At 54.4% G+C, this 23,741-nt stretch carries 18 protein-coding genes; 3 read left to right on the top strand and 15 right to left on the bottom strand.

Annotated features, from left to right (window positions below; all coding sequences use genetic code 11):
• Positions 1–55: 55 nt before the first annotated feature.
• A complete protein-coding gene (locus H7F31_RS09155; protein ID WP_087569739.1) occupies positions 56–430 on the top strand; it encodes a BlaI/MecI/CopY family transcriptional regulator in 375 nt (124 codons plus the stop codon).
• 3 nt (positions 431–433) lie between these two features.
• Entirely contained in the window at positions 434–1,966 is a 1,533-nt protein-coding gene (locus tag H7F31_RS09150; protein ID WP_187103896.1) for a M23/M56 family metallopeptidase, read from the top strand.
• Positions 1,967–2,077: 111 nt separating this feature from the next.
• Here the strand turns inward: H7F31_RS09150 and H7F31_RS09145 are convergent, their stop codons facing one another.
• The 6 genes from H7F31_RS09145 to H7F31_RS09120 form a co-directional block, all read right to left on the bottom strand.
• Positions 2,078–3,511, bottom strand: coding sequence for an MBOAT family O-acyltransferase (locus H7F31_RS09145; protein WP_187103895.1), 1,434 nt, complete (start codon positions 3,509–3,511; stop codon positions 2,078–2,080).
• A gap of 3 nt (positions 3,512–3,514) precedes the next feature.
• Positions 3,515–4,618, bottom strand: coding sequence for a PIN domain-containing protein (locus H7F31_RS09140; protein WP_187103894.1), 1,104 nt, complete (start codon positions 4,616–4,618; stop codon positions 3,515–3,517).
• A gap of 60 nt (positions 4,619–4,678) precedes the next feature.
• Positions 4,679–6,562, bottom strand: a complete 1,884-nt coding sequence (locus H7F31_RS09135; protein ID WP_261800360.1) for an LTA synthase family protein — start codon at positions 6,560–6,562, stop codon at positions 4,679–4,681.
• Positions 6,563–6,766: 204 nt separating this feature from the next.
• Positions 6,767–8,650 (bottom strand): LTA synthase family protein, encoded by a 1,884-nt coding sequence (locus tag H7F31_RS09130; RefSeq protein ID WP_187103893.1) that lies wholly within the window; start codon positions 8,648–8,650, stop codon positions 6,767–6,769.
• A 217-nt stretch (positions 8,651–8,867) separates the two neighbouring features.
• Positions 8,868–10,142 carry a chromate efflux transporter gene (gene chrA, locus H7F31_RS09125; RefSeq protein ID WP_187103892.1) on the bottom strand — a complete coding sequence of 425 codons (1,275 nt, stop codon included), beginning with the start codon at positions 10,140–10,142 and terminating at the stop codon, positions 8,868–8,870.
• 106 nt (positions 10,143–10,248) lie between these two features.
• Positions 10,249–11,118, bottom strand: a complete 870-nt coding sequence (locus H7F31_RS09120; RefSeq protein WP_187103891.1) for a hypothetical protein — start codon at positions 11,116–11,118, stop codon at positions 10,249–10,251.
• Between the two features lie 215 nt (positions 11,119–11,333).
• On the opposite strand from H7F31_RS09120, the gene H7F31_RS09115 reads away from it, so the two are divergent.
• Positions 11,334–11,981: an SIMPL domain-containing protein gene (locus H7F31_RS09115; RefSeq protein ID WP_187103890.1), complete on the top strand. Its 648-nt coding sequence runs from the start codon at positions 11,334–11,336 to the stop codon at positions 11,979–11,981.
• Between the two features lie 48 nt (positions 11,982–12,029).
• Here H7F31_RS09115 and H7F31_RS09110 read toward each other — a convergent pair whose 3' ends face one another.
• The 9 genes from H7F31_RS09110 to H7F31_RS09070 form a co-directional block, all read right to left on the bottom strand.
• Positions 12,030–12,995 carry a DUF1861 family protein gene (locus H7F31_RS09110; RefSeq protein ID WP_187103889.1) on the bottom strand — a complete coding sequence of 322 codons (966 nt, stop codon included), beginning with the start codon at positions 12,993–12,995 and terminating at the stop codon, positions 12,030–12,032.
• Positions 12,996–13,023: 28 nt separating this feature from the next.
• On the bottom strand, positions 13,024–14,655 hold the full coding sequence (locus H7F31_RS09105; protein ID WP_187103888.1) for a hypothetical protein: 1,632 nt from the start codon (positions 14,653–14,655) through the stop codon (positions 13,024–13,026).
• A gap of 55 nt (positions 14,656–14,710) precedes the next feature.
• Entirely contained in the window at positions 14,711–16,429 is a 1,719-nt protein-coding gene (locus tag H7F31_RS09100; protein ID WP_187103887.1) for an extracellular solute-binding protein, read from the bottom strand.
• Between the two features lie 59 nt (positions 16,430–16,488).
• Positions 16,489–17,370, bottom strand: a complete 882-nt coding sequence (locus H7F31_RS09095) for a carbohydrate ABC transporter permease (protein ID WP_187103886.1) — start codon at positions 17,368–17,370, stop codon at positions 16,489–16,491.
• Positions 17,371–17,383: 13 nt separating this feature from the next.
• On the bottom strand, positions 17,384–18,313 hold the full coding sequence (locus H7F31_RS09090) for an ABC transporter permease (RefSeq protein WP_187103885.1): 930 nt from the start codon (positions 18,311–18,313) through the stop codon (positions 17,384–17,386).
• Entirely contained in the window at positions 18,310–19,368 is a 1,059-nt protein-coding gene (locus tag H7F31_RS09085; RefSeq protein WP_187103884.1) for a glycoside hydrolase family 130 protein, read from the bottom strand. The genes H7F31_RS09090 and H7F31_RS09085 overlap by 4 nt, the downstream gene beginning before the upstream one ends.
• A 223-nt stretch (positions 19,369–19,591) precedes the next feature.
• Positions 19,592–20,632, bottom strand: coding sequence for a response regulator (locus H7F31_RS09080; protein ID WP_187103883.1), 1,041 nt, complete (start codon positions 20,630–20,632; stop codon positions 19,592–19,594).
• Positions 20,607–22,376, bottom strand: a complete 1,770-nt coding sequence (locus H7F31_RS09075) for a sensor histidine kinase (RefSeq protein WP_187103882.1) — start codon at positions 22,374–22,376, stop codon at positions 20,607–20,609. Before H7F31_RS09075 ends, H7F31_RS09080 begins: the two co-directional genes overlap by 26 nt.
• 292 nt (positions 22,377–22,668) lie before the next feature.
• On the bottom strand, positions 22,669–23,733 hold the full coding sequence (locus H7F31_RS09070) for a glycoside hydrolase family 130 protein (RefSeq protein ID WP_187103881.1): 1,065 nt from the start codon (positions 23,731–23,733) through the stop codon (positions 22,669–22,671).
• Positions 23,734–23,741 lie beyond the last annotated feature (8 nt).

Raw genomic sequence — 23,741 nt, 5'->3', positions numbered from 1 at the left:
CATGGAACACGTTTGCCAATTAAGATTACAATTGTAATCACAGGGAGGAATAACGATGCGGGAACTGCCCCACATTTCGGACGCGGAATGGGATGTAATGAAAATCGTATGGCAAGCTGCGCCGTTGACGGCCGCCGAAATCATTGAACGACTGAGCGGAAGCAAGCCATGGAAACCGAAAACGACGAAAACGCTGATCGGCAGACTGGTGCAGAAACAGGCACTCGGCTGCAACAAGGACAATCGCGAATACCTCTATTTTCCATTGGTCAGCGAAGATGAGTGCGTGCAGGCGGAAAGCCATTCGTTTTTGCAGCGTATTTTCGGCGGATCGCTGAAGCCGATGATGGCGCATTTTCTGGAAACCGAAAAGCTCTCCTCCGAGGACATTCGCGAGTTGAAGGAGCTGCTCCAGAAGAAGGTGAAATAAGAGGTGGAATTGCTAACAAACCTATTCGAGCGAACGCTTATTGTTTCATTTGAGGCTGCCCTAATGGTCTTGCTGCTGGCCCTGGTGACGGCGGCGTTTCGGAGCAAACTTGTCCCCATGTGGAAATACGCGCTATGGACTCTGCTGATCGTGAAGCTTCTGCTGCCCTGGCTGCCAGGAAATATAGAGAGCGAGCTGCGCTGGACAAGTCCCCTTGCCGGTATGGAAGAGCGAATCTTTTCTATTGAGAATTTGGAAGCTTCGATCATCGGTTCATACGCGAGCGACATTTCGCCCATCACGCATACGAATCAAGCAGATTCGAATCTTGCCCAATCTCATCCTCCAGCCTCACAGGAGCGTCTGGCTATGAAGATTCCCGGATTCCAAATCGCGGTATTCGTGTGGCTTGCCGGAACAGCGGCAGTCCTGTTGTACATCACGGCTGGTTATCTGCGAATGTCGGTTGCCCTCCGGCGAGAAACCAACATTCAAATACCCGCCGATTTGATTGCGCTATTCGTTCGAATCCGAGTGGACAACGGCATCCTCGCCAAAATCCGACTGCGCGTGACGAAGCAAGTATCCGCGCCGGCATTGTTCGGCTTATTTTCGCCCACGGTGCTAATCCCAGAGCCAATGGTCAAGCATCTAAACGCCGCCGATTTGGAGTGCGTATTTCTTCACGAACTGTCCCATTACAAGCGGCGGGACATCATGGTCAACGTTGCTGCAACAATACTGGCCTCGTTCCATTGGTTCAACCCCGCTGTTTGGTACGGGCTGCGCAACATGCGACTACACCAGGAAACGGCCTGCGATGCAAGCGTGCTTAACGTCCTGACCCAAAAAGATACGTATGCCGCTTGCATCTTAAAAATATTGGAGCTTGGCAAGTTTCATAGAACCGTTTCGGCCGGGGCCGGAATTACCGGCTATAAAAATCAAATTGCAAGGAGAATCGTTATGATCCGAAACTTTCAATCGCCGAAAAAACGAGCTTCGTTTTTCGGACTGCTCATTCTTGTCTTAGCAGCCGCATTGTCGCTGCCATCCGCTTTCGCATCGGGAAACGATAAAGAAGCCGCACAAACTCCCAATGAGCACATTCCCGTGCAAACCGCCGTTGAAACATCGCCCGCAAATGACGACATTCGATTCGTATTCCCGACGACCGGCAAAATCGCTTCGCGTTACGGGGAGCGTATTCATCCAATCACCCATGAGAAGTCGCTGCATGAAGGAATCGACATCGCAAATGTTGAAGGTACGGAAATACGCGCTGCCGCCGACGGCAAAGTCATTAAAGCGGAATATGACCCCGAACATGGCTTCATTGTTATCATTGAGCATAACGAGATCTGGCAGTCCGAATACCGCCATCTGCAGCAATTATCCATAACAGTCGGTGACGAGACCAAATCCGGCGATCTTATCGGACTAATGGGCAGCACGGGCCAGTCGACCGGTTCCCATCTCCATTTCTCGATCATAAAAGATACGAACTACGTAGATCCGACCGATTATCTGAAGTAAACGCCTGAACGACTATAGATCAATCAGACAACCTGCGCCGATCGATGAAAATGAAATAAAGAGGAGACCCGTGATCCCTGTTATGGATCATGGGTCTCTGCCGTCTCTGTCTTAGAAAGCGAAATAGATGAATGAGCTTGCTTCGCCGTTCATGAGCAGCATGAGCAGCATGATCGCAATGGCCGCATACACCGCGCCGCGTATAAGCGAAGGAACCGCCGCTTCCCAGCCAAGCGACCAGCGCTTGAAGTACTTCACGGCCAGGAACTCCACGATATGAAGCAGATACAGACCCGCCGAGATCGCGAGCAGCAGCATGGTCTCTTTCGTAAACGACACGCCGCCGAGCAGCGTCATCTGCTTGATCATGTGGACCGCGTCCCCCCAACTATTAGCGCGGAAGAACACCCAGCCGATTACCGTCAAATGGAAGAACACGGCGATGGCGAATACTTTGTACAGCCAGTTGCCCTGCAGCTTCGTCCAGCCGATCTTCTTGAGTCCCTTGCCATACATCCGATGGGCTGCGGACAAGACGCCGTGGTAGAATCCCCAGATGATGAACGTCCACGCGGCTCCATGCCATAAGCCCGAGATCGTCATGGCCGCGATCAGGTTGACGTAGATGCGCCAATTCTTTACCCGCGAACCGCCCAGCGGGATAAAAATATAGTCCCGAATCCATTGCGACAGCGTAATATGCCACCGTCTCCAGAACTCGGCGGGGTTAGAACTCAGGTATGGCGTCTTGAAATTCAGGTCCAGCCTGAGACCGAGCAGCAAGCCGATGCCGACCGCCATCTCGCTATAAGCCGAGAAGTCGAAGTAGATCTGGAAAGCGAAGAGATAGGAAGCTACCCATGACTCCACGCCGTTCAACGTCCCCGCGACGCCGAAATATTCGTTAACGTATGGAGCGATCTTCTCGACGATAAATACTTTCTTGACGAGGCCGAGCAGAATAAACGCAAGACCAAGCTTCACGCGCGGCGTGCGGAATTTGATCGCCACGATATTGCGAAGCTGCGGCAGGAAGTCGCCGCCCCGCAGAATGGGGCCCGCGGCCGAATGCGCGAACAACGAGATGAATACCCAGAACTCGAAAAGCGAGCGGCTTGGCTTCAGCTTGCCCTTATGCACATCCACCAGGTAGGCGATGAGCTGGAAGGAGTAGAACGAGATGCCGATCGGCAAGGCAATCTCCCGATCGACGAACGGGGTCCCTTGCAGCGATATCGTGAATCCCAGCAGTTGCTCGACGCTGCCCAGCAAGAACATGGAATATTTAAAAAAGACCAGATTGGCCAATACAACGATGAGTCCGGCTGTCAGCGCAAGCTTGCTTCGGCTGCCGCCAAGAAACTTTGAAATGCCGTATACGGAAGCCACGACGCAGAAGAACAACACGAAGTAGCCAACTCCGGCATACGCGTAAAATGCGGCATTTGCAACGGCAAGCACGAGCATTCGCCAGCGAGGGAAGAAGTAATACAGCGCGAATACCGCTAATAAAAACAACAGAAAAGTCGGTGAGTTAAACAACATGCGCTATTCCCCCTTACCCGTCCAGGTGTCCCATACGAAACGGGCAAGAAGCTCATTGCCTTCTTTCGTCAAATGAACATGATCGGTAAACAAGTTTGGATCGATCTTGTCTTGCATGATCAAGTAAGGCGAGCCGAGCCCTTGCAAATAGGTCTCGATCGCTTCCGTATTCGCCACGTAACCCGGATTCGTCACTTCCTTTTTGGAAAGCTCGCCATTGCCGCCCGACACGAAGGTGAGCAGACGTTTGCCTTGCTGAAGCTCCGCGATCTTGTTCATGAAATAAACGCCCCAATTGCTCTCGCTCATATCGAACGGTTGCGGATCAAAGAAGCTCAGATAAGAAGGATCGGCGAGCCACGTCTCGGAAAATTGTTTTTCGTTCCAGGCGCGCGGATCGCCGAGCAGGTCGGTTCCCGCCTTCCGCTGCTTCCAATAAGCGGGAATGACTTCCTTGTACTTCACGACCGGGATACGGTGAAGGAGCGTCTCCAGCGCCTGCTCCTCCGCATGCTTCCAGCCTTCCTTGTATTCGAAGCCGTTTGCCTGCAGATGCGGCAGCACGTCCGCGAACGCCTTGGGATCCTGCGTGCGCAAGTAATCGCCAAGCCAGAACACTTGCCGCGGACCCGGCTTAGGCTCCACGAATGCCGAGTAGGACAAGCCGATCATGACATTGTCCGTCTTGATGCCGTGATCCTCCATCATAAGCAGCAGCGTGTACGCATCGCCAGCCATGATAGAAGGAGCCGACAGATTGAATACGGCCTGCAGCTTGTCCTCGCCTTCGGCGGATGTCGCCAGGTCGGACAAATAACGGCCCAGGGAATGCTCGGAGCTTTCGTTCGTCCCCCAAGCGACGGAGTTGCCGATAAGGATGGCGTAGTCCGTCAGGCCGTCCCGCTTGATCGTTTTCGCCATCTCTTCGATGACGACTTCAATCATGCCTCGATCTTCCAGGAACATATTATAGTTCATTCGATGTTTGTAGACGGTATCCAGCTTTACATAGGCTGTGACAACGAATTGGGCTGCGACAAAAAAAGCCAAAGCGAATGCGAGTCCCAGCAGGCCGTATCTTTTCCGTCGGATTTGGCTTAGTTTCATACGTCGTCCTTTCGTTTGCGGCAGTGTCGTTAACTGTCGTATCATTCCATTATTTACAGACTATGGCGCGCGTTTCGGAAGAAGCTTCACATAACCATCCGACAAGCGCATTAATTCCAGCACGTAATCATAATCGCTTCGATACTGGCTAAAATCTGTTATCTTCTCAAATGTCTTCAGATCGAAAGCTTCTCCATCATCAAAGCCTTCTCCCGGCACAAACATGATGTCGTCATTAAAAAACGTCCCCGTCGGCATATAATACCGCATGCCAACGACATTGCTTGTCGCGTTGATCAAGTCCTTGCCAAAGAAAGTAAAGTTTTCGGCCTTCAAATCAATGCCCATCAGGTTAGCCAGCGTCGGCATCATGTCGACATGACCGCCCACTTGCTCTATCGTTTTGCCTTCCGCACCGGGAACCCGAATGATAAATGGCACGTTGAAACGGCTGATCCGGTCGTCATATTTGACGCCAAGCACTTCTTCGACCCAAGCGGGATCGTTTTCCTTGACCTGCAGGCCGTAGTGGTCGCCATACAGCATAATGACCGTATTGTCCCACATGCCGTTCTCCTTCAGCCCTTCGATCAGCTCGCCTATCGCCTTGTCCGTATAGTTAATCGCCGTGATATAATGGCCCAGCTGGGTACCATGCAGGCGCTGCGGCACTTGGATGTTAAGAAATTTCCCGGGTATCCAGAACGGATGATGGCTGGAGGTCGTGACGAACTGTGCGTAGAAAGGCTGATTTTTCTCGTGCAGCTCCGTCAGCTTTTCCAGACCAACACGATACATCTCCCCGTCGGAGGCGCCGAGAGCGTTGAATTTATCATCAATGAAATAAGGCCTGTCGTAATACGTCGTAAACCCAAGGGCAGGATACATATTGATCCGGTCCCAAAATGTCACATCGTTGACATGGAACGTATTCGACACGTAGTTGCGCTCTCCCAAAAGACGCGGCATGCTGGGAACCTCGCGGTCTCCGAAGCCCTTGGACATGGCAACGGAGCCGGTCGCGTATACCCCTGTATTGGCGATGAACTCGGAGTCCGAGGTATTGCCCTGACCATTTTGCTGGAATACGTTAGGGAAATAAAAGGCTCCTTCGCCAATCAGGTCGTTCAAGACCGGCGTCACTTCCTGACCGTCCACTTCAAGACCTATCATCAAATCCTGGAACGACTCCAGTTGAATGACGATCACGTTCATATCTTTGGCCACGCCAAAATAGCTGCTGGTGCCCGCCGGCACTTTGCCTCCCCCGGCATGGCCCTGCTCCAATTGGGACAGCGCCTCTTGCGTCACCGCCACAGATCCGTCCTTGATCGCGCTGTTGAGCCTGCTCTCGTTAATGGCCGTAGCCACTTGATAATTGAGCACGCCTAGCCGCTTCGATTGCACAAGCTCGTTCGGAATGTCCAGATCCATGCGAATATAAAGGAAGGATGCCGCAATGGCGATCGCCATTCCGATTGCCATATAAAGCGGCTTGGCCGCCGGACGGCTCTTTTCCCGTTTTCCTCTGCTGCGCAAAGTTGCCAGCCATAATCCAATAAGTAACGCCAAATCGACAAACAGGACATAAAATTTTACATGGATCGCCGATTCCACGCTATCCTTTACTTGTCCAACCTGATCCAGACCATGCAGCGCCGTGTAGGTCGGAATGCTCCCGAAAAAGGAGAAATAGACGCAGCAGGCGAATAGCAGGAGCGACAATACTCCGTTGAATACGCCAAAGACAACAGGCTTCCATCTGCTTGTCGTCATTAACTCCACCAAGCAAATCAACGTCAGCACTGCCGCGGCATCCGTAAGCAATCCCGATACGGCAAACTCGCCGAACGTAAATTGCCGGAACAATACCATCTTTAACATGATCAGAACGAAGCTTGCCCAGAACGGCGACTTCCGGTAGACATTCAATACTGTATTCACTTGCCCACTCTCCCTTAAATGAACCGGACTGCACACGACCGCTCGGGTACAAAACAAAAACCGTCTATTAACGACGGCTTTCCCTATCAAATAGTTGCATAAAAAATAATATTAAGTTCATATTAACGCAAATGGACGCAGAAATAAATAGGGCTTATCCGAGCGCAATTCAGCTCTGCCGGCGGCCGGGAGGACTGGCTTCCGTCAGTCTTCCCCGTTATCCTGTTCCGCACGGTCCGGCAACTGGCTCACGTAGCTGTCCGATAGATGAAGCAGCTCCAGCGCGCGGTTGAACTCGTCTTCCGTCGAAGCCGACGCTTCGGTGCTATCGCCCCCGGACAACGTATAATGTTTGCCGTCCTCGAACCCGCTCCCCGGCAGGAACAGCTCCTCGTTGTTGACGAACGAGCCTGTCGGCAAATAATAACGCTGAGGCAGCAGATTATAGTGTTTCTGGTTCAGCAAGTCCTGCCCGAAATGGATCTGCTCATTCATGGATAAGCCAAGCAGGTTGGCCAGCGTCGGCAAAATATCCACCTGTCCGCCAAGCTGCCGGAACTCGGCCGGCGTCGTGACGCCCTCTCCCGCGATAATGAACGGCACGTTGATCATATCGCGTTCGACGTAGGTTCCGCCGAAAATTCCCTCCAGCAGCACACGGTCCTCCTCGTCAAGAGAGAAAACCGGAAGTCCGCGATGATCCCCGTAGAACAGGAGCAGACTGTCCTCCAGCAGCCCCCGCTCCCGCAAATCCTCGAGGAAAATGCCCAAGCAATAATCCGCATAGTTTTGGGATTGAATATAATCTCCGACGTAAGTCCCCTCGTAACGCTCCGGCAAAACCATCTTCTGCTTCTCTTCGGGCAGCGAGAACGGGTTATGCGCGGACATCGAGATCACATGCGCGTAGAACGGATCCGGGCCTGCATCCATGCGCTGCAGCTCCTCCGCGGTCTTGTCGTACAACACCTCGTCTGAAGGACCGAACCATAGCTCGTCGTTCCCTTCGCCGAAAAACTCCTTGTCGTAATAGCGATTAAAACCTAGCCCTTGGTACAAATCCTCGCGATTCCAGAAATCCACGTCGTTTGTATGGAACGTAGCGGTGTCATAGCCGTGCGACTCCAGCAGTCTTGCCATGCTGGGAAGCTCCTTCTTGGCATAAATCTGCGTGGCGGGTCCGTCAGGCGGAACATAGTACGAAGTGTTGACGACAAACTCCGCATCCGACGTATTGCCTTGTCCGACCTGCTGATAGAACCTGGGGAAATAGTAGTTTCCATGGGCAAGAGCGTTCATGACGGGCGTAATTTCTTGCCCGTCGATCTTTAGATCGATCAGGAAGTTCTGGAACGATTCCATCTGCACGATAATCACGTTTTTTCCCTTCGCGCTGCCGAACAGGACAGGCGATTCCGATTCCGTTATGCCTTTTAAATCATAAATCGATGATTGAGTGATCAGCTCTTTCTCTACAGGCGTCTCCTCATCGTTATCCAGAAGACTGAAGGCTTCGTAATTGAGGATGCCCATTTGCTCCGCCTGCACGGTTTCGTTAATACTTTCCGTGTGTGGAAGAATATTAAACAAACAAGCGAACAGCGAGATGGTAAATACGGCGGCCACCGTCTTGCGGCTCGTTCTCGCGGACAACGCGCGTTTCCAGCCTACGGCAATACGGCGGCGCAGCAAGACATAAGCAAGGATGAGAATATCCATATAAATAAGCAGATATTTCGGATGGATGACGGAAAAGATGCTTTTTTTTACCGCTCCGACCTGATCGGCCTGCTCTAGAACATGATAAGTGGGAATGATTCCGAAATGTCTGTAGTACACGATGAGAGTAAAAAACAGAACCGTTATCAGAAGATTGACGATCAGGTACATAAGCAATTTGCGTTTGGTCGAAAACCATTCGATGATGCAGAATATAATGAGAATAATAGGCAGCTCTTTCAGCCACACCGTCTTGAACGAGCTGTTCTCGAACAGGACGGTCCAAGTAAGGTAGCTTTTGACAAGCATAATAATCGAGAATACCAATATCGACTTGGTACTCCATCTCGGGGGCAAATGTTGTGCCATCGTACGTTCTTCCTTTCCATGCGTCTATCGGCCAGCCTAAGGCAAAATCGACAAGTCCTCAAGTTGCTCCATTAAAAACGGGAGCTATTCCATGATAAGATGTCGGCGCGAGAAGTGCAATGCCTGCCATGCAAACAAGCCGTTCGGCAGCACCCTTCGGGAGGATGCAACCGGACGGCTTCTCGGCATGACGACGACAATCTGTCGTCAGGAACGGTTACGTATAGAAACTAGTTAGCAAAACGCCCCCCAGCGCTCCGATGATTACGACGGCCCAAGGCGGCAGCTTCCAATAGGTTAAGAGAATAAACAGCGCCGCCGCAAGCGCGAAGTCGGCGGCGGAGGTTACCGCGCTGGTCCAGACGGGATCGTACAAAGCCGCCAGCAAAATGCCGACGACGGCGGCGTTCGCCCCCGCCAGCGCCCGCTTAACGTTTGGCCGCTGGCGAAGACTATGCCAGAACGGCATTACGCCTGCCATCAGGAGGTAGGCGGGAAGGAAAATGGCCGCGGTAGCCGCTATCGCACCCATTGCACCATCCGATACAGCGCCAAGGTAAGCCGCGAACGTAAACAGCGGGCCCGGGACCGCCTGCGCCGCGCTGTAGCCCGCGAGGAACTGCTCCTGGGTCACCAACCCCACCGGCACGACCTCCCGCTCCAGCAGCGGCAACACGACATGGCCGCCGCCGAATACGAGCGAGCCCGAGCGGTAATAACCCTCCATCAGCGCCAGCCAATGATTTGCGGTCAGCTCCTTTGCGACAGGCATTAGCACAAGAAACAGAAAGAATATAAGTAAACAAATGGCGCCCGTTCTACGCGAAAGTCCTGGATGGCTGCCCGCGCCAGCGACAACCGTCGCAGCCGAGCCGCTATCGGCGCCTTTAAGCGGCAACGAGCCAAAACTTGTGGCTCCCTTGCCTGACTGGGCGCTTTCAGCCCCGTGCTCCCGCTCCCGAAACAGCCACAATCCCAGCACGGCGGACAACACGATGACGACTGCCTGGCCGTACACGGCCTCCCATAACAAGGCAGCGATGGCCGCCGCCAGCGCAAGCGTCATGCGCGCGCGTCCCGCCGCCAGCTTTTGCCCCATTCCCCATACCGCATGCGCCACTACGGCGACCGCTACGAGCTTGAGGCCATGCAGTGGGCCGGCATCGATAATGCCCATTCCCTCTAACAGCAGAGCAAACAGAGCAAGAGCAACTGCGGACGGCAGCGTGAAGCCAAGGAACGAAATCAGACCGCCCAACAGGCCGCCGCGCATAATACCGATGCCAATGCCGACTTGGCTGCTGGCAGGTCCCGGCAGGAACTGGGCCAACGCGACCATGTCCGCGTAACTCCCATCGTCCAGCCACTTTCGCCGATTCACGTACTCTTCTCGAAAATAACCCAAATGAGCAACCGGTCCGCCAAACGACGTTAATCCCAGCTTCAAAGAAGCGGCGAACAGCTCCAGCAGTCTCTTTCCTCTACCCGACATCCTCTGTGCCTCCCATACAGCAAAGCCTGCGCCGGCCTTGCTTCTTGGAAACCATTATAGCGTTAGAGGACAACACGCTAAAGTGGAGGTTTTGTAAATTCGATGATTAAGCAGAAATGCCTCTGTTCTTCTCTCTGTCGCCGGACGCAAGATTTGCAAGCAAGGACCGCATCCCTGCTGCGGTGACGAGAATAAAGCAGGCGGCCGCGGTCAGCGGCAGCGCCGACCATTCCAGCAGCCCGCGGCCAAGCAGCGTCTGCCATCCCATCGCCATCAAGCCGAGGAAAAACGCAATGCCGGATATATGAACCAACATGCGGCGACTGGCGTGCGCGTACATCGTTCCGGCGGCCAGCCAGGCAATAAACGGCAGTGCCTGAATCGCATGAAAGCCCAAACCATGCAGCCAGATCAGATTGCCTTCCGCGCCCAAGAATCTGCTGCTGTTTACGGAGATGGCAATGCCGCCCGCAAAGGACACCATAACCGATAACATCGCATACCGTATCCCCAGGACTAGCTCGGGATTTCTGCCGTATGCGCTTCTCCTCCAATAGCCGACCGCGAATATGACATAAAAAACGACGAGGAGCAGCGCGACTAACGTGAAAATCCCCGCCGCGATTTCGTCGAAGGTTGTTCCGTTAACGGGAAACCGCGGATTCAATCCGCGAACGTTCTGCACCGTTTCCACGAAATAGGAATATAAAGCGAGCGCGATGTACGTCATGCGAAAGAATGCCAAAGTTTTTCGTTTCATTCCCGAAAGCGGCATAATAGCGGCCGTCGATATGAGAAAGACTCCAAGCGCGGCGTTAAAGGAAAACGCCTTCCACAAATCGCCTTCCGGCGGTCGTTCGGGCCCCGCAATCAGTGCCCAGCACGCACATGCGATTGCCAAAACTAAACCCAACAGCCCCGTCGCGAGCATTCCTTTTTCTTGTCTGAACCAGCTTATGACTCCATGATTCGTCACGGTCAACAACCTCACTTCGTTTTTCCTCAAATTTACAGAAAAATAGACCTTCAAGTAACGGCCTTGAGGTTGGTTCATCGCTATCCTTGGGAAGGGTTGTTAATTCGGTCTCGGGAAGGAGATCACATCTGGAACTTCCCGCGGGTCTTATTCGTCTAATTGCTTAAGGCATCATCATATTTATGTAGAGAGCGAACTCGGGAGGGATAATAGAGATGAACGAACAACATAACGGAGCATGTCCATTAACAATCGAAGTGACGGGAGAAGGGGCCGCGACGGCGAAGCCCGACGAGACGAGCGTAACGCTGGGCGTCATCAGTGAAGGCGATAAGCTGGCGGAGCTGCAGAAGGAGAATGCCGCTGCCATTTCGTCCATTATCGGAGCGCTGACGGCGCTCGGCATTCCCAGGCAGGCGATAGCGACGGCGGCATTCACCATTGAACCGCAATACGATTATGTCGATGGAAAACAGCAGTTCCGCGGCTACAAAGTTACGCATCTGCTCGAGATTACGCTTCCCGGCACGGAGAATGCGGGAACCGTCATCGATGCGGCGGTCTCGCATGGCGCGAACACCGTCACCAATGTGTCGTTCAGGTCCAAAGGCTCCGCCGCCGCCAGGCAAGAAGCGCTGACTATGGCCGTCCGCGATGCTGGCGCCAAAGCTCGCGTTATCGCCGACACGATTGGCGTCTCTCTCTCCGCCGTGCCTTGCAAGATCGAGGAAACGCCGGGACGCGGCTTCGAGCCTGTTCTGTTTAAAGCCGCGTCCTTCCCCGCAGGGGATGCAGCTACGGAGATCGAACCTGGGGTGTTGACCTTCAAGTCTTCCGTGCGCGTCTGGTACGCGTATGCTTAGAAGCTTGACCTTTACATCCACACAGAAATGACATTTAAGGTCGGTCGGTTATAGTCCTTCGTACTCCAGCAGCGGATCGGGAACGGCAATCACATAGGCCTCGGCGTCGCTGGCGCCGACATACAAATCCGCCCATCCGTTGCCGTTGCGAATCAGGCCGCCGCTAAAAATGACATCCTGCAAATCGCCGCGTTTGGCCGGTCCATCCGGAAAATCGGAACGTTCGGCAACCAGCTTGAGCGGAGTGCGTTCCAGCGTATCGGGATTAAGCGCAAACGTCATCGCGTAATAATGCCGGTAACCGTCTTCGTCAAACCAGGCGATATGCCCGAGCACGCCGATCAGCCCGTTCGCCAACAGATGAGCTTCGTTGGCTCCGCCCCATTCCTCGTCGATAAACATGCCTTCAAGCAACGGCGCTTCGGAAATATCCGCTTGCGTAACGGCTTCGAGCGAAGCCGCCTTGAAAAAGCCGATTTTCCCTCTGCCGCCTTTCTCCCCTTGCGGACGGGTAAATACGCCGATCGCGCCGTCCGCAAGCTGAACCATCCGGATATCCTTCATATGGCTCGGCCCAACCAGAAACGGCTGCAAATCGGCAACGCTCGCACCGCGAGAAAATACCGTTTCCCACGACTCGATTTTGCCCGGATTTTGTTCATCCTCGATGACGCGGACGCCGCCAAAAACCAGTTCCTCTCCAATACGCGTATAAAAAGGGTCCTGCAAAGCCATTTCAGGCAAAGTTTCATCGACCTGCCAGCTGCCGTCCTCCTGCCCCCCTCCTTCTTTCCGACGGAAAAACTTGACGCAGGAAAACTCCGTGTCGCGCGCTTCGACGCGGCCGGCCAGCACCGGAGCGCCATCGTCCGCGAATGCGGCGGTAATATTGTAAACATCTCTGCCGTCCACGCCTTCGAACCGAAGCTTCGCCCCTGTCGCCGACTCTCTGCCGCCCCTATAGGACTCCAGCAGTTGACCGCATGTTTGCGGATGATGATGAATCTGAAGCATAAACAATCCAACCTCCGTCAATGCAGGGCTACGCCCGCGTGTTGTAGTCAATGACAATCCCGTTGCAATGCCGTTTGCCGTCCGACTCCTCGACATCCGCCCCTTCGGGGAGCAGGACGGCGAGCACCGCCGAACGAGCCGGCACGATGAGCTTGCTGCTCCGCAGCGTCGCCAGTCTATGCGCATAAGCGTCGTAGACAGCGCCAAAGTCGTTTCCGCCTCCATCGATCGTAACCGCCTGCTCCTCGTCGTGCGGATTATAATACAAATAAGTCGGATGCGCCGCCTCGCGGAAAAAGTCGGTCCTCAGGCAATCCAGTTGCAGTATGCCTTCCACATCGGTCTGTTCGATCATGCCGCCAAAAATGCCGACGTGGGAGGAGCCGTAAAGTCCAAGATCGATCGCCCCCCAGCTGTAGCGGATCGGATCTCCTGTCGCATAAGGGCTTTGGTGATCCCACCATTTGCGCAAGCCTTCGTACGCGATGACATCATCCGCATCAGGCTTATAGAACGCGCATGACTGGGCTTTGCCGGAATGCGCTCCAGGGTAAAACAGCCTGGCCGCACTCGCCGCATTCAGCATCCATTTGCCGATATCCGGCGCAAATCTGCTGTCGTAGCGAACGAGCGGCACAAGCGGCCAAGCGAGCGCAAAGGTGTTGGCGGTAAAGGCGTAGCCGCTCCGCTCGCCGTCGAACGGCTTCCATGGCCCCGCCCCTTCGGCATCCCAACGCTGCCCCCAATCGGTGATGCTCCCGGCCAGCCCGTAACAATCGTAGCCGCCCCAATTGTCGGCAATGACACCCCAGCCGGGCCGGCATTCGCTGTCGCCGTCGAACACCCAGTTGACCAATTTGTCTACCGAATGGGCATCGCCCAGCTCGGCGTTCATCCGCGCAGCCACGCAAGCGCCGAAGGGCAGCAGCACCTCATAAAACGGATTGGCGCCGCGCCGCTCCAGGAAGGCAAGGCAACGCCGCGCTCCGTCCAGATAGCCGCCGTCGTTCCAACGCTTGTACGCCATATAGAGCAGCCAGGCAACCCCGGCGGCGGCATCCGGCTCGCGCCAGCGGCCGTTGTCCACCGGCTTGCCGGTATCGAAATCGAAGGACAGATGATCAAAGTCGGGCACGCCGTCTTCTCCCGTCAGCTTGTTGCAAGCTTCCAGCCATTGATCCGCCGTGCTGCGCATCATCATGTCCAGATTGCCCGTGTCGGGATATAGATCGGTTAACGCATACATTAACGCATGAGGATAAATCTCGTACCAGAAGGTCGATCCCGCGCGGCCGTTTCTCCGATTCAGGAACAGAGGAGGCGCCTGCTCCCCGCCATAATAACATTCCAGCATCTCCACCCAATTGACGCCATTTTGATTCGACTTGTCGATCCCGCACAACGTGGCGCCAAGCACGGCAGTCGCCGTGTTAATCGCTTCGTGTGCGTTCTCGCCGCGTCGGCCGCCCAAATAAGAAGGCAAGCCGAAAGCCGGCTTGCCCGTTCCGCCTGGCGTATCGTCGCGCCATACAAGCGGGAAAAAATCGCCGGTTGCTTCGGCATCGAACACAAGCCGATCATAGGCTGTCGCTACCTGCTTCCAGTTCCGCATCGCATAGGGCTGCGGCATATCCGGCATTTGCTTCACTTTGCGTATCATCCACATGCCTCCTTCAAGGGGAGCGGTTCCGCCGCCCCCCACGATCTCATGCCGCCTATTTCTGCGCCGCCTGCTGATCCAGGAACTCTTGCGTTTGGCGGATCAGTTCTTCCTTGATTTTGGCAATATCGGCCTGCAGTCTGCCGTTCGCTTCCCATTTCTGCTGCAGCTTCGTCAAGCCCTCTGCGGGATTGGGCACCATGCCAAGCTTGTAGGCCAGCTCATCGGATGAAATGGTGCCAAAATCGGGATTGGCCAGCTCGTTTTTGACCGGTTCCTGATTAAAGGCAAAGCCGGCCAGCGCGGAGCGGACATACGTTTTTTCGTCGGCAAGGTAGCGGAACGAGTCAACCAGATTGTCCGGCACATTTTCCGACAGGCGAATGTAATTCGGGTTCCATGTCAGCATGTAACCGGGGAACACATAGTTTTGGCTCAGATCGACGCCATCCGGATATTTGAATTTGTCGTCTCCGATCGCCTCCCAATGCGTGCCTTCGATGCCCAGTTCGAACAGGTCGTGATTATCCTGGCTTTCGAACAGCCAGTTTATAAACGACATGGCCCGGTCGGCGTTGACCGACGTTTTCGGAATCGCCAGGAAGTTCCATACCCGGAAGTCGGAAATATATCCGGGATTCGGCTGCACCTTGTCGCGAGCCGCTTGGGCCGTCAGGAATACGCCCAGTTCGGCCGAAGGCACGCCTGCCGCAAGCTGCGCTTTGATATTGTCGAGATTGGACAATCCCTCCATCATCGCCGCCGCTCTTCCCGCCGAGAACGTTCCGCTGGCGTCTTTGCGCACGATCGGCTCCTTCTCGATGTAGCCCTTTTCATGCCATTCGCGAACCGTCTCCAAAATGCTGTAGTCCGCCTGATTGAACGGCTCCGGGAACGATGCGATCGCTTCCTGCTTTTCGCCTTTAATGGTGGCCGTCACAACCTTGTTGTCCTGAATCAGGACGGTGCCGTCCACATTCGGTCCAAGCGTGATGGGCCATAGCCCCTTCTCGTATTTCACCGGCGCCGGTTTGTTGACCTCGATCGTCGCTACCGCGCCATAATTTCCGTCGTTTTTGATCACGAACGGAATCATGCCTTTATCGTTTTCGGTCACCTTGTCGAAAAAGGCCAGCAAATCCTCATAGGTCGACAGCTCGCCTATGCCGTAATTCTCGGCCAGATCCTTGCGATAGTAGATCGCGCCAAGATCGCCCAAATATTGACCCAGAGGCACGCCGTACACATGCAGATTGCCATCCGCTCCGACAAACCGGTTATTGTCGAGGAAACCTTCGCCAAACGCTTTTTTCAGGCCCGGGTATTGATCGTTGTTGAAATATTGATCCAGATTCGTATAGTTATCCTGCGCAATAAAGGTGTTCATGTTCATCCATGGCGCGTCGAACGCGATATCGACCTGCTCGCCGGCCGACAGCTTCAGCTTCAGCTTGTTGACGTAATCGGCCTGCGGCGTAAATGTAAAGTTCAGCTTCAGGTTCAATGTATCCTTCGTTCTGCGTTCGAATTCGGCGACGACCTGATCGAATTGCTTGGGCTTGTCGCCCCATAACATGATGTTCAGAGTTGCCGGTTCAGGCGTCTTCGAGCCTTGCTCTTCTCCCGCGGCCGGAGTCTGCGTCGCCTCGACCTGACCTTTATTACCGCCGTTATTGCCGTTGTTATTGTCTTTGCCGCTGCACGCTGCCAGCATGGTTGAAACCATGCACAATGACAACAAAAGCATCGATCCTTGCTTTCCCCATCGTTTCATGTGTGAACCCTCCCGTTTTATATCGTAATGCTGTATGCCAACCGGCGCAAACGCCGGATTTAGCCTTTGATGGCGCCTACCTTCAGTCCGCCCACAAAATAACGCTGCAAGAACGGATACAAGAAGATGATAGGCCCAACCGTCACGATGGCCGTTGCCAGCCGCACCGTATAAGCCGGAACGATCTGAGCGGTCGATTGCGCGCCGGCTACCGCAATATTTTGCGCCATATCGACGTTGCGAATAATTTGCATAATGATGTATTGCAGCGAAAATAGTTTGGTATCATCGATGTACAGCATCGCCGGCATCCAGCTGGACCAGTAGCCAAGGGCGTAGAACAAGCCGATCGTCGCCAGTGCCGGCAGCGATAGCGGCAATACGATCGACCGCAGGATCACCGTCTCGCCCGCGCCCTCCAGCTTTGCCGATTCGAACAGTTCCTTCGGAATGTCGTTAAAGAAGTTGCGCATCAGGAACATATTCCACGGCGACAATAGCGCCGGCAATATATATACCCAGATGGAATTGCCCAGATGGAGATATTTGGTGATCAGAATATAACTCGATACCATGCCGCCGCTAAACAACATCGTAAAGTAGAAAAACAGCGATATATGCGGCGCAAAGCGCAGTCTGCGCCCGGACAAGGCGTATGCCGCCATGCTGGTGACGAGCAAGCTGAGCGCCGTTCCGGCCAACGTAATAAATATCGTAATGAGATAGGCGTCCGGGATGGTGGAAGACGAGAAAATCGCCTTGTAAGCCGCCAGCGAATATTGTTCCGGGAATAGCCGGTAACCGTCGCGCAGCAGCGTCACTTCCGCCGTAGCCGAGCTTGACAGCACCAGCCAGAACGGGTACAGGCACGCTGCGGCAAAACAGGCGGTAAACAGATAGAACAACACGGACATGACGCGGTCTTGCCTGGAATTTTTCATGCAGCCTTCCCTCCTAAAATAATGCGGAATCCTTGTCAAGCCGCGACGCGACCTTGTTCGCGACAATGACCAGCACGAAGCCGACCACCGATTGATAGAGCGCAATGGCCTGCGTCATCCCCATCGAGCCGGAGGTTCGCAGCGCGCGGAACACATACGTATCGATCGTATCCGTCGTTCGGAACAGGAAGGTGTTGTCGCCCACCAGCGAATAGATCATGTCCAGATTGCCGCCGAAAATATTGCCCATGCTGAGCAGGAACAGCAGCACGACAGTGCTCCGCAATAGCGGCAGCGTAATGCGGAAGATGCAGGAGAGACGCGAAGCGCCGTCGATTCTGGCCGCCTCGTACAACTCCTTGTCGATGCCCACAATGGCTGCCATATAAACAATCGCTCCGAAGCCGGCCGTCTTCCACAAATTCATCAGCACCAGAATCGGCGGCCAAACTTCCGGATCGGTATAGAAAGCGATCGTCTCCCAGCCAAGCTTGACAAGCAAACTGTTGATGACTCCCGTATCCGCAGTAAAAAAAGCTACGGAAAACAAACCGATGATCGGCCACGAAATAAAATTGGGCAAAATCATGAGCGACTGCATCGTTCGCACGAGCCAGTTGCGACCAAGCTCCGTCAGCATAATCGCGAGCGTCAGCGACATCAGCGTGCCGGTCACAATAAACGAAAGGTTGTACAGCACCGTATTTAAAGTAATTTGGATCCATGCCTGGCCCCGGAAAAAAAAGCGGAAATTGTCAAGCCCGATCCACTCGCTGCCGAATATGCCCTTGAGCGGATTAAAATCCATAAACGCGATCGATACGCCGATCATCGGCAAATAAGCGAAAATGATGCTGAACAGTACAGCCGGAACGGCCAATGCGTACAAATAGCGGTTGTAAATCAGATCTCGCAATCCGGCCGATTTTATTTTCCTGCTCATGCCTCTTCCCCCTCAAGCGACGCCAGCACTTGCCGCAGGCTGATCTCGGCACAACCGACGGAACGATCGGCGGCGCCGTAATACAGCCTGATCGTATCCCCCTCCACGAGCGCTCCGCACGGAAACACGACATTGGCGAAAAAACCGTCCCTTTCGAAAGCCGCCTCCGGCTCCATAATCGGAAGGGACGAGCGGGCAAGCACTTGCCATGGCCGCTCCGCATCGAGCAGCACGGCCCCTACCGCATAGCGGTTGTCCCCGTCCGCGCCGTGATACAGCTCCAGCCAGCCGCGCTCCGTCCTGAACGGCACCGCGCTTGCCCCGATGCGGCCGCCGTCCCAGCAGCCTTCCCTAACGCCGAGTATGCGCCGATGATTGCCCCAGCGCAGCAGATCGTCTGAATCGGCGATCCAGATGTCCGGCTTCGCGTAGTGGGAGCTTGACGGGCGATGCAGCGCGTAATAGCGGCCGCCGATACGCTCGGGAAACAAAGTGACATCCTTGTTGTCGGGATGGAACAGGATGCCTCTGCGTTCAAACGACTCGAAGTCTCGCGTATACAACAGCGGCACTACAATGCCGGATGGCGAAATGGCGCTGTAGGTAATGTAATAACCGTCCTCCAGCTCGGTAATGCGCGGGTCCTCGATACCGAACGTTTCGTATTCCGTCTCCGGCAGCACAGTCGGCTGTTCGTCGATCCGGAAGTTGTAGCCGTCCAAACTGCGAGCAACGCGCAAATGGGAGATCGAAGTCAAATAGTTCTGGTACGGCGTCCGAATAACGCGCGGGTCGGAGAAATCCGCATCCTCCGTTCGTTCGATGCGCAAGATGTCCAGCGTTCCCGTCTCATGGCGCCAGATTGGCGTCAAATACGCCTCCGGGTCGTTCGGCACAGGACGTTCTGCCACGCGCAGCAGCAGGATAACCTCGTCTCCCAGCTTCGCCGCCCCGGCGTTGAAAACGCCGATGACCTCCATATCGGATCGCGATGGCTTTACATGCTCGGGCGCTATAATCGGATTGATCTCGGCGCGATGTACGTTTACTTTCATCGTTGCTACCCCTCCTCCCGGCTCATTCCGGTTCCGTCTCTATGTCTATATTGTAGCGCCGCGCCGCCGCCAGGCGTTACATGCCCTTTTGCCGCATTGGGCGGATAAATTTATTGCGTACAACCTCCGCAACAAAAAAACCGGACATTCCGCACATAAAAAAACGTGCCGATCGTCCGATTTCCTCGTTGCATATTCCCGCATGCCGTGCGCCCGTCGCCGCTCACCGCTTGCTTCGGCTTTGAAGCCTATATTCGCTCGGCGAGCAGCCCAGCTTTGTACGGAATATTTTGCCGAAATATTTCTCGTCGCTGAACCCCGATTTATCCGCCACCTCATAGATCGGCAGATTGGTTGCCTCCAGCAGCAACTGCGCATGCCGCAAATTCATCTCCTGCACATAATAGACAAAAGATACGCCGACAATTTCCTTGAAGCATTTGCTGAAGTAGCTGACGCTCATCCCGACCTGCTTGCAAATGTCGGACTGGCTCCATCTGCCGTCTTCCGCGCCGCGCAACAAATCGATCGCCTGCATAATCGAGGCGATGACCTGCTCCGAATACATCGTCAGGCATAACCGGTGCATGGCGGCGTCGCGAAACAGCTCCACCCACTCGAGCAGCTCCGGTATGGAGTGCAATGTCCCCAGCTGCGCGCTTGCGCGGTCGATCTCCGGAGCCAGCAGCGGGCAGAACCTTTGCCATTCGCCGCTTGTGCAATACGTTAATAATTCCTTCCATGATGCGGCGTCGAACACGCGCAAAGTATCCGCCGACAACGCCTCGTACAATTCCTCGCGCGCTACAAAGTGCAGCGAGCTCCAACGCTCAGCCAGCCGCTTGCGAATGCTTGGGTCCAGCTCGGTCCGCTCCGCCTCGGCGTGCCGTTCGACATGGCGGGAGATACGCCCCAGCAGATCGTGGACAGAATCGTCATCGAGCTGCGTTTTGACGATATAGTCGACGGCTCCAAGCCGCAGCGCCTGCTGCAAATAATCAAAATCCTGATGACAGGTAATGACAACGGAACGGACGGACGGATGGTCCGTCTGCATTTTTCGAATAAAAGCAAGCCCGTCCATGCCCGGCATCGAAATATCGGTCAGCACCAGATCGATTCCCCCGGCATCCAGCGCCTTCAGCGCTTCCTCGGCCGTGGACGCCTCCCCGGCCCATTCCATGCCGAAATCGGACAACGGCATAATACTGCGTATGCCTCTGCGCACCAACGGTTCGTCATCCACGAGCAATACCTTGATCATGTTCTTCCTCCCCTTTCACGCTGTCCGGAATCATAATCGTGACGGTCGTCCCCTCGCCGATCCGGCTGTCGATGCTCATCGAAGCCGCGTCGCCGTAATGGACGTCCAGCATTTTCTGCACGTAGTTCAGTCCGATGCCAATGCCGGTCGACTTGCCTCCTTCCCCCTTGAGTAAAGCGGCCACGGTGTCCGGACTCATGCCCTGCCCGCTGTCGGCGACCGTAATCTGGATATAGCGCCCGGTCATTCGTTTCAGCTTGACCGTAATGCGGCCTTGCTCGCTGCTTATGCCATGGTACAACGCATTTTCCACGATCGGCTGCAGCACGAATCTTGGAATCGGCACCTCGGCAATATCCGAATCCACGGTGGAATCGACCTTGAAACGATGATCGTAACGAATATTTTGCAGCTCGATATAGTCGTTTAACGCGGCAAGCTCCTCGCGGATTTTCACGATCATGCTTCTTTTGCCCAAATTGTATTGCAGCACCCGCGTAAACACCTTTACCAGATCGTAAATTTCGCGTTGCCCCTTCTCCAGCGCCAGCCATTGAATCGTATTCAACGTGTTGTGCAGGAAATGAGGATTAATCTGGGAAATGAGTTTTTCCACCTCCAGCTCGCCCTTCCGTTTTTCCTTCAGCTCGACCTCGGTAATCAGTTCAACGATTCGGCGGCTCATATCCCTGAAGCTGGAATAGATCACTTCAAACTCCGTCAAGCGGGTGTGCAGCTTTTGCAAGTGGTTGCCGTCATGGCTGAAGCGGTTCATCGCCTTGTTCATCGTCTGAAGCGGACGGTACACCATCCTCCAAATATACGAAACCGCGCCGACGGTCAGCACCAGCGACAGACAGGACATAATGACGTACAGGATGCGCCATTGCTGAACCTCCTTCTCATACACGCTCCGCTTTACCAGGGATACCAGCTCCCATCCGTTCTTGCCGGTCATGGAAAATGACTTGTAGGCGCGCAAAGCGACGCGCTCATCGTCCAGTTTTGCCCCTTCGCGCAGCTCAAGCGGCAAATTGCTGTAGCGGATCGCGCCGTCGTTGCCGACCAGCAAATGGTAGACATCGTCGGTTTGGGCACCATCTCCCGCGGGCGGGACAAGCTGTCCCCATTCCGTCTCCAGATAGACGTAATAAGTTTGACCGCTGCCGTAGGAAATCGGCCGCAGCAACGACAGCACCGTTTTGTCGGAATTATGAAGCACCGTCGGGTGAGGGCTGTTATAGGTCAACTGGTTGGCCTGAAACAGCGGCACAAACGGCATATCATCCATCGCTGCGATCATGAAACGATGCTTTAATGGAGCCGACTCGAACTGAATCGTTTTATAATGCTCCTCGAAATAGACAAACAACGAATGGATCGAGGGGTTGGAATAAATGATGTTCGTAAGCGAACGATCGATCGAACGGAAACGCTTGGTCTTTTCGAGCGGATCTTCGCTTTGCATATACAACGCAATGTCGTCGCCCAATCCTCCGTCGGCAGCCAGCAACTGCGAGACGCTCGCCAGATTGTCGAACGCCTTCTCCAGCGCGTCCCGCTCGCTGCGCAGCACCGTCTCGTAGCTGGCATTGATTTTCTCCATCTGAACCTGATAAAACCAGAAATAAGAAGTGATCCCGATCAGCACAATAGGCGTAATAGTCACGAAAATAAGCAAAATGCTCAATCTGCCCTTCAGCGTATCCGGCCACAGCCATTGCAGCAAACGTCTGACATCCATTCTATCTCTTCCTTTCGCTGCTCTCTCGCCTCCTTTCATTTTAAAGCGACGGAAGAAATTGCGATACGTTATTTTTTGATTCGAATGGAGGGTTTTTATATGAGAAAAACTCTATGAAGTACTTCGAAGATGAGCGACCGCGGTTTATGGTAGTTTTTATCGCCAATAAGTATTTGGTTTCCGGCAAGCCGAAAACTTATAAATTCTTATGTGGTACAAAAAGTCTCCGCATCCGGATGACATTCGGAGCGGAGACTTTCAGACCTTGCAGCACTACTTCGTGGAAATACGCTTATCGTACAACGGCGCTATAGAAATACATCTCATTGTCGCCGTTCTCCGCATCCCAGCCTTGGGCAAACAGCCATCTGCCGCGATATTGGATCAGCCCGCCCCACGCGAGAGTACCGCCTTTGTTCAGCGACAGTTGCCGGAACGGTTCGCGCCGTGCATACAACGCCTGCCCCGCCGCATTGCGACCGTCTCCGTCCCGATAATAAAAATCCATCACCAGCCGCTCGTCGCCTGGGCTGCGGTCTGCGGATATGCAAGCCAATTCGTACAGCTTGCCGTATGCGGACGTGTCCAGATAGGTTTGCGGCTCGAACTGCCAATTCAACATATCGTCGGAGTATCCGACATGCTGGCGCCCGCCGCAGCCTTCGCTCAGAAACATCATATAGCGGCCATCGATGCGCACGGCCCTGCCACTGGGATCGCGAGGGATGACCGCGCCTTTCGCCCAATATTGCGAGACGGCATGCGGTACCACGACGCCTCTTTTCTCCCAGTGTAGCAGATCGTCCGACACCGCCATGTTGATATCGCAGCCGACTTGCACCTCGTACCCCATTGATTCCCGAACGCTTGCCGCCTGCTCTTCGTTCACCGGCCATACTCCGTTGTAGAACATATAATATTTCCCGTCGGCCTCATATACCTTCGGATCTTCGCAGCCGAGCAGTTCATTGTCCCTCGTCGGATAGATGATGGGATTATGCTGACAATCGCTCCATCCCGCTCCCTCCTCGTAGACGGCCAGGCCAATCCGCGAGCCGGTCGCTTCTTTCTTGGGCGCGGCCCGATAGAACATATACAGCTTGCCGTCGCGCTCGATCAGGCTCGGATTAAATAGAAAGCCGCTTTTCCAGCCGAAATCGTAAGGATCGCGCCATTGCCGCCCCAGTCGGAAGGTCATCCGTTCTTCCTTGACGAACGGACCGATCGCCCAGTCCGGCTCTTCCTCATACGCCCCCGAAAAATAGAGGGTGGACAGCCAAGCGTGATCGCCCACATTCATGGCCAGCGACGCTTCGTAATGCTCTTTCATTTCCGCTTTGCGATCAGCGAGATTCATAATCCATT

The sequence above is a fragment of the Paenibacillus sp. PAMC21692 genome, from assembly GCF_014303795.1.
GTDB lineage: Bacteria > Bacillota > Bacilli > Paenibacillales > Paenibacillaceae > Pristimantibacillus > Pristimantibacillus agaridevorans.
Note: the sequence above shows the minus strand (reverse complement) of the source record. Positions and strands in the feature narration are given on the sequence as shown.

Excerpts from the sequence above, each read along its gene's own strand:
- chrA (WP_187103892.1), bottom strand. The coding sequence starts at position 10,142 with ATGTCGGGTAGAGGAAAGAGACTGCTGGAGCTGTTCGCCGCTTCTTTG.
- H7F31_RS09110 (WP_187103889.1), bottom strand. The coding sequence starts at position 12,995 with ATGCTTCAGATTCATCATCATCCGCAAACATGCGGTCAACTGCTGGAG.
- H7F31_RS09145 (WP_187103895.1), bottom strand. The coding sequence starts at position 3,511 with ATGTTGTTTAACTCACCGACTTTTCTGTTGTTTTTATTAGCGGTATTC.
- H7F31_RS09080 (WP_187103883.1), bottom strand. The coding sequence starts at position 20,632 with ATGATCAAGGTATTGCTCGTGGATGACGAACCGTTGGTGCGCAGAGGC.
- H7F31_RS09100 (WP_187103887.1), bottom strand. The coding sequence starts at position 16,429 with ATGAAACGATGGGGAAAGCAAGGATCGATGCTTTTGTTGTCATTGTGC.
- H7F31_RS09075 (WP_187103882.1), bottom strand. The coding sequence starts at position 22,376 with ATGGATGTCAGACGTTTGCTGCAATGGCTGTGGCCGGATACGCTGAAG.
- H7F31_RS09130 (WP_187103893.1), bottom strand. The coding sequence starts at position 8,650 with ATGGCACAACATTTGCCCCCGAGATGGAGTACCAAGTCGATATTGGTA.
- H7F31_RS09070 (WP_187103881.1), bottom strand. The coding sequence starts at position 23,733 with ATGAATCTCGCTGATCGCAAAGCGGAAATGAAAGAGCATTACGAAGCG.
- H7F31_RS09155 (WP_087569739.1), top strand. The coding sequence starts at position 56 with ATGCGGGAACTGCCCCACATTTCGGACGCGGAATGGGATGTAATGAAA.
- H7F31_RS09085 (WP_187103884.1), bottom strand. The coding sequence starts at position 19,368 with ATGAAAGTAAACGTACATCGCGCCGAGATCAATCCGATTATAGCGCCC.
- H7F31_RS09095 (WP_187103886.1), bottom strand. The coding sequence starts at position 17,370 with ATGAAAAATTCCAGGCAAGACCGCGTCATGTCCGTGTTGTTCTATCTG.
- H7F31_RS09115 (WP_187103890.1), top strand. The coding sequence starts at position 11,334 with ATGAACGAACAACATAACGGAGCATGTCCATTAACAATCGAAGTGACG.
- H7F31_RS09090 (WP_187103885.1), bottom strand. The coding sequence starts at position 18,313 with ATGAGCAGGAAAATAAAATCGGCCGGATTGCGAGATCTGATTTACAAC.
- H7F31_RS09140 (WP_187103894.1), bottom strand. The coding sequence starts at position 4,618 with ATGAAACTAAGCCAAATCCGACGGAAAAGATACGGCCTGCTGGGACTC.
- H7F31_RS09105 (WP_187103888.1), bottom strand. The coding sequence starts at position 14,655 with ATGATACGCAAAGTGAAGCAAATGCCGGATATGCCGCAGCCCTATGCG.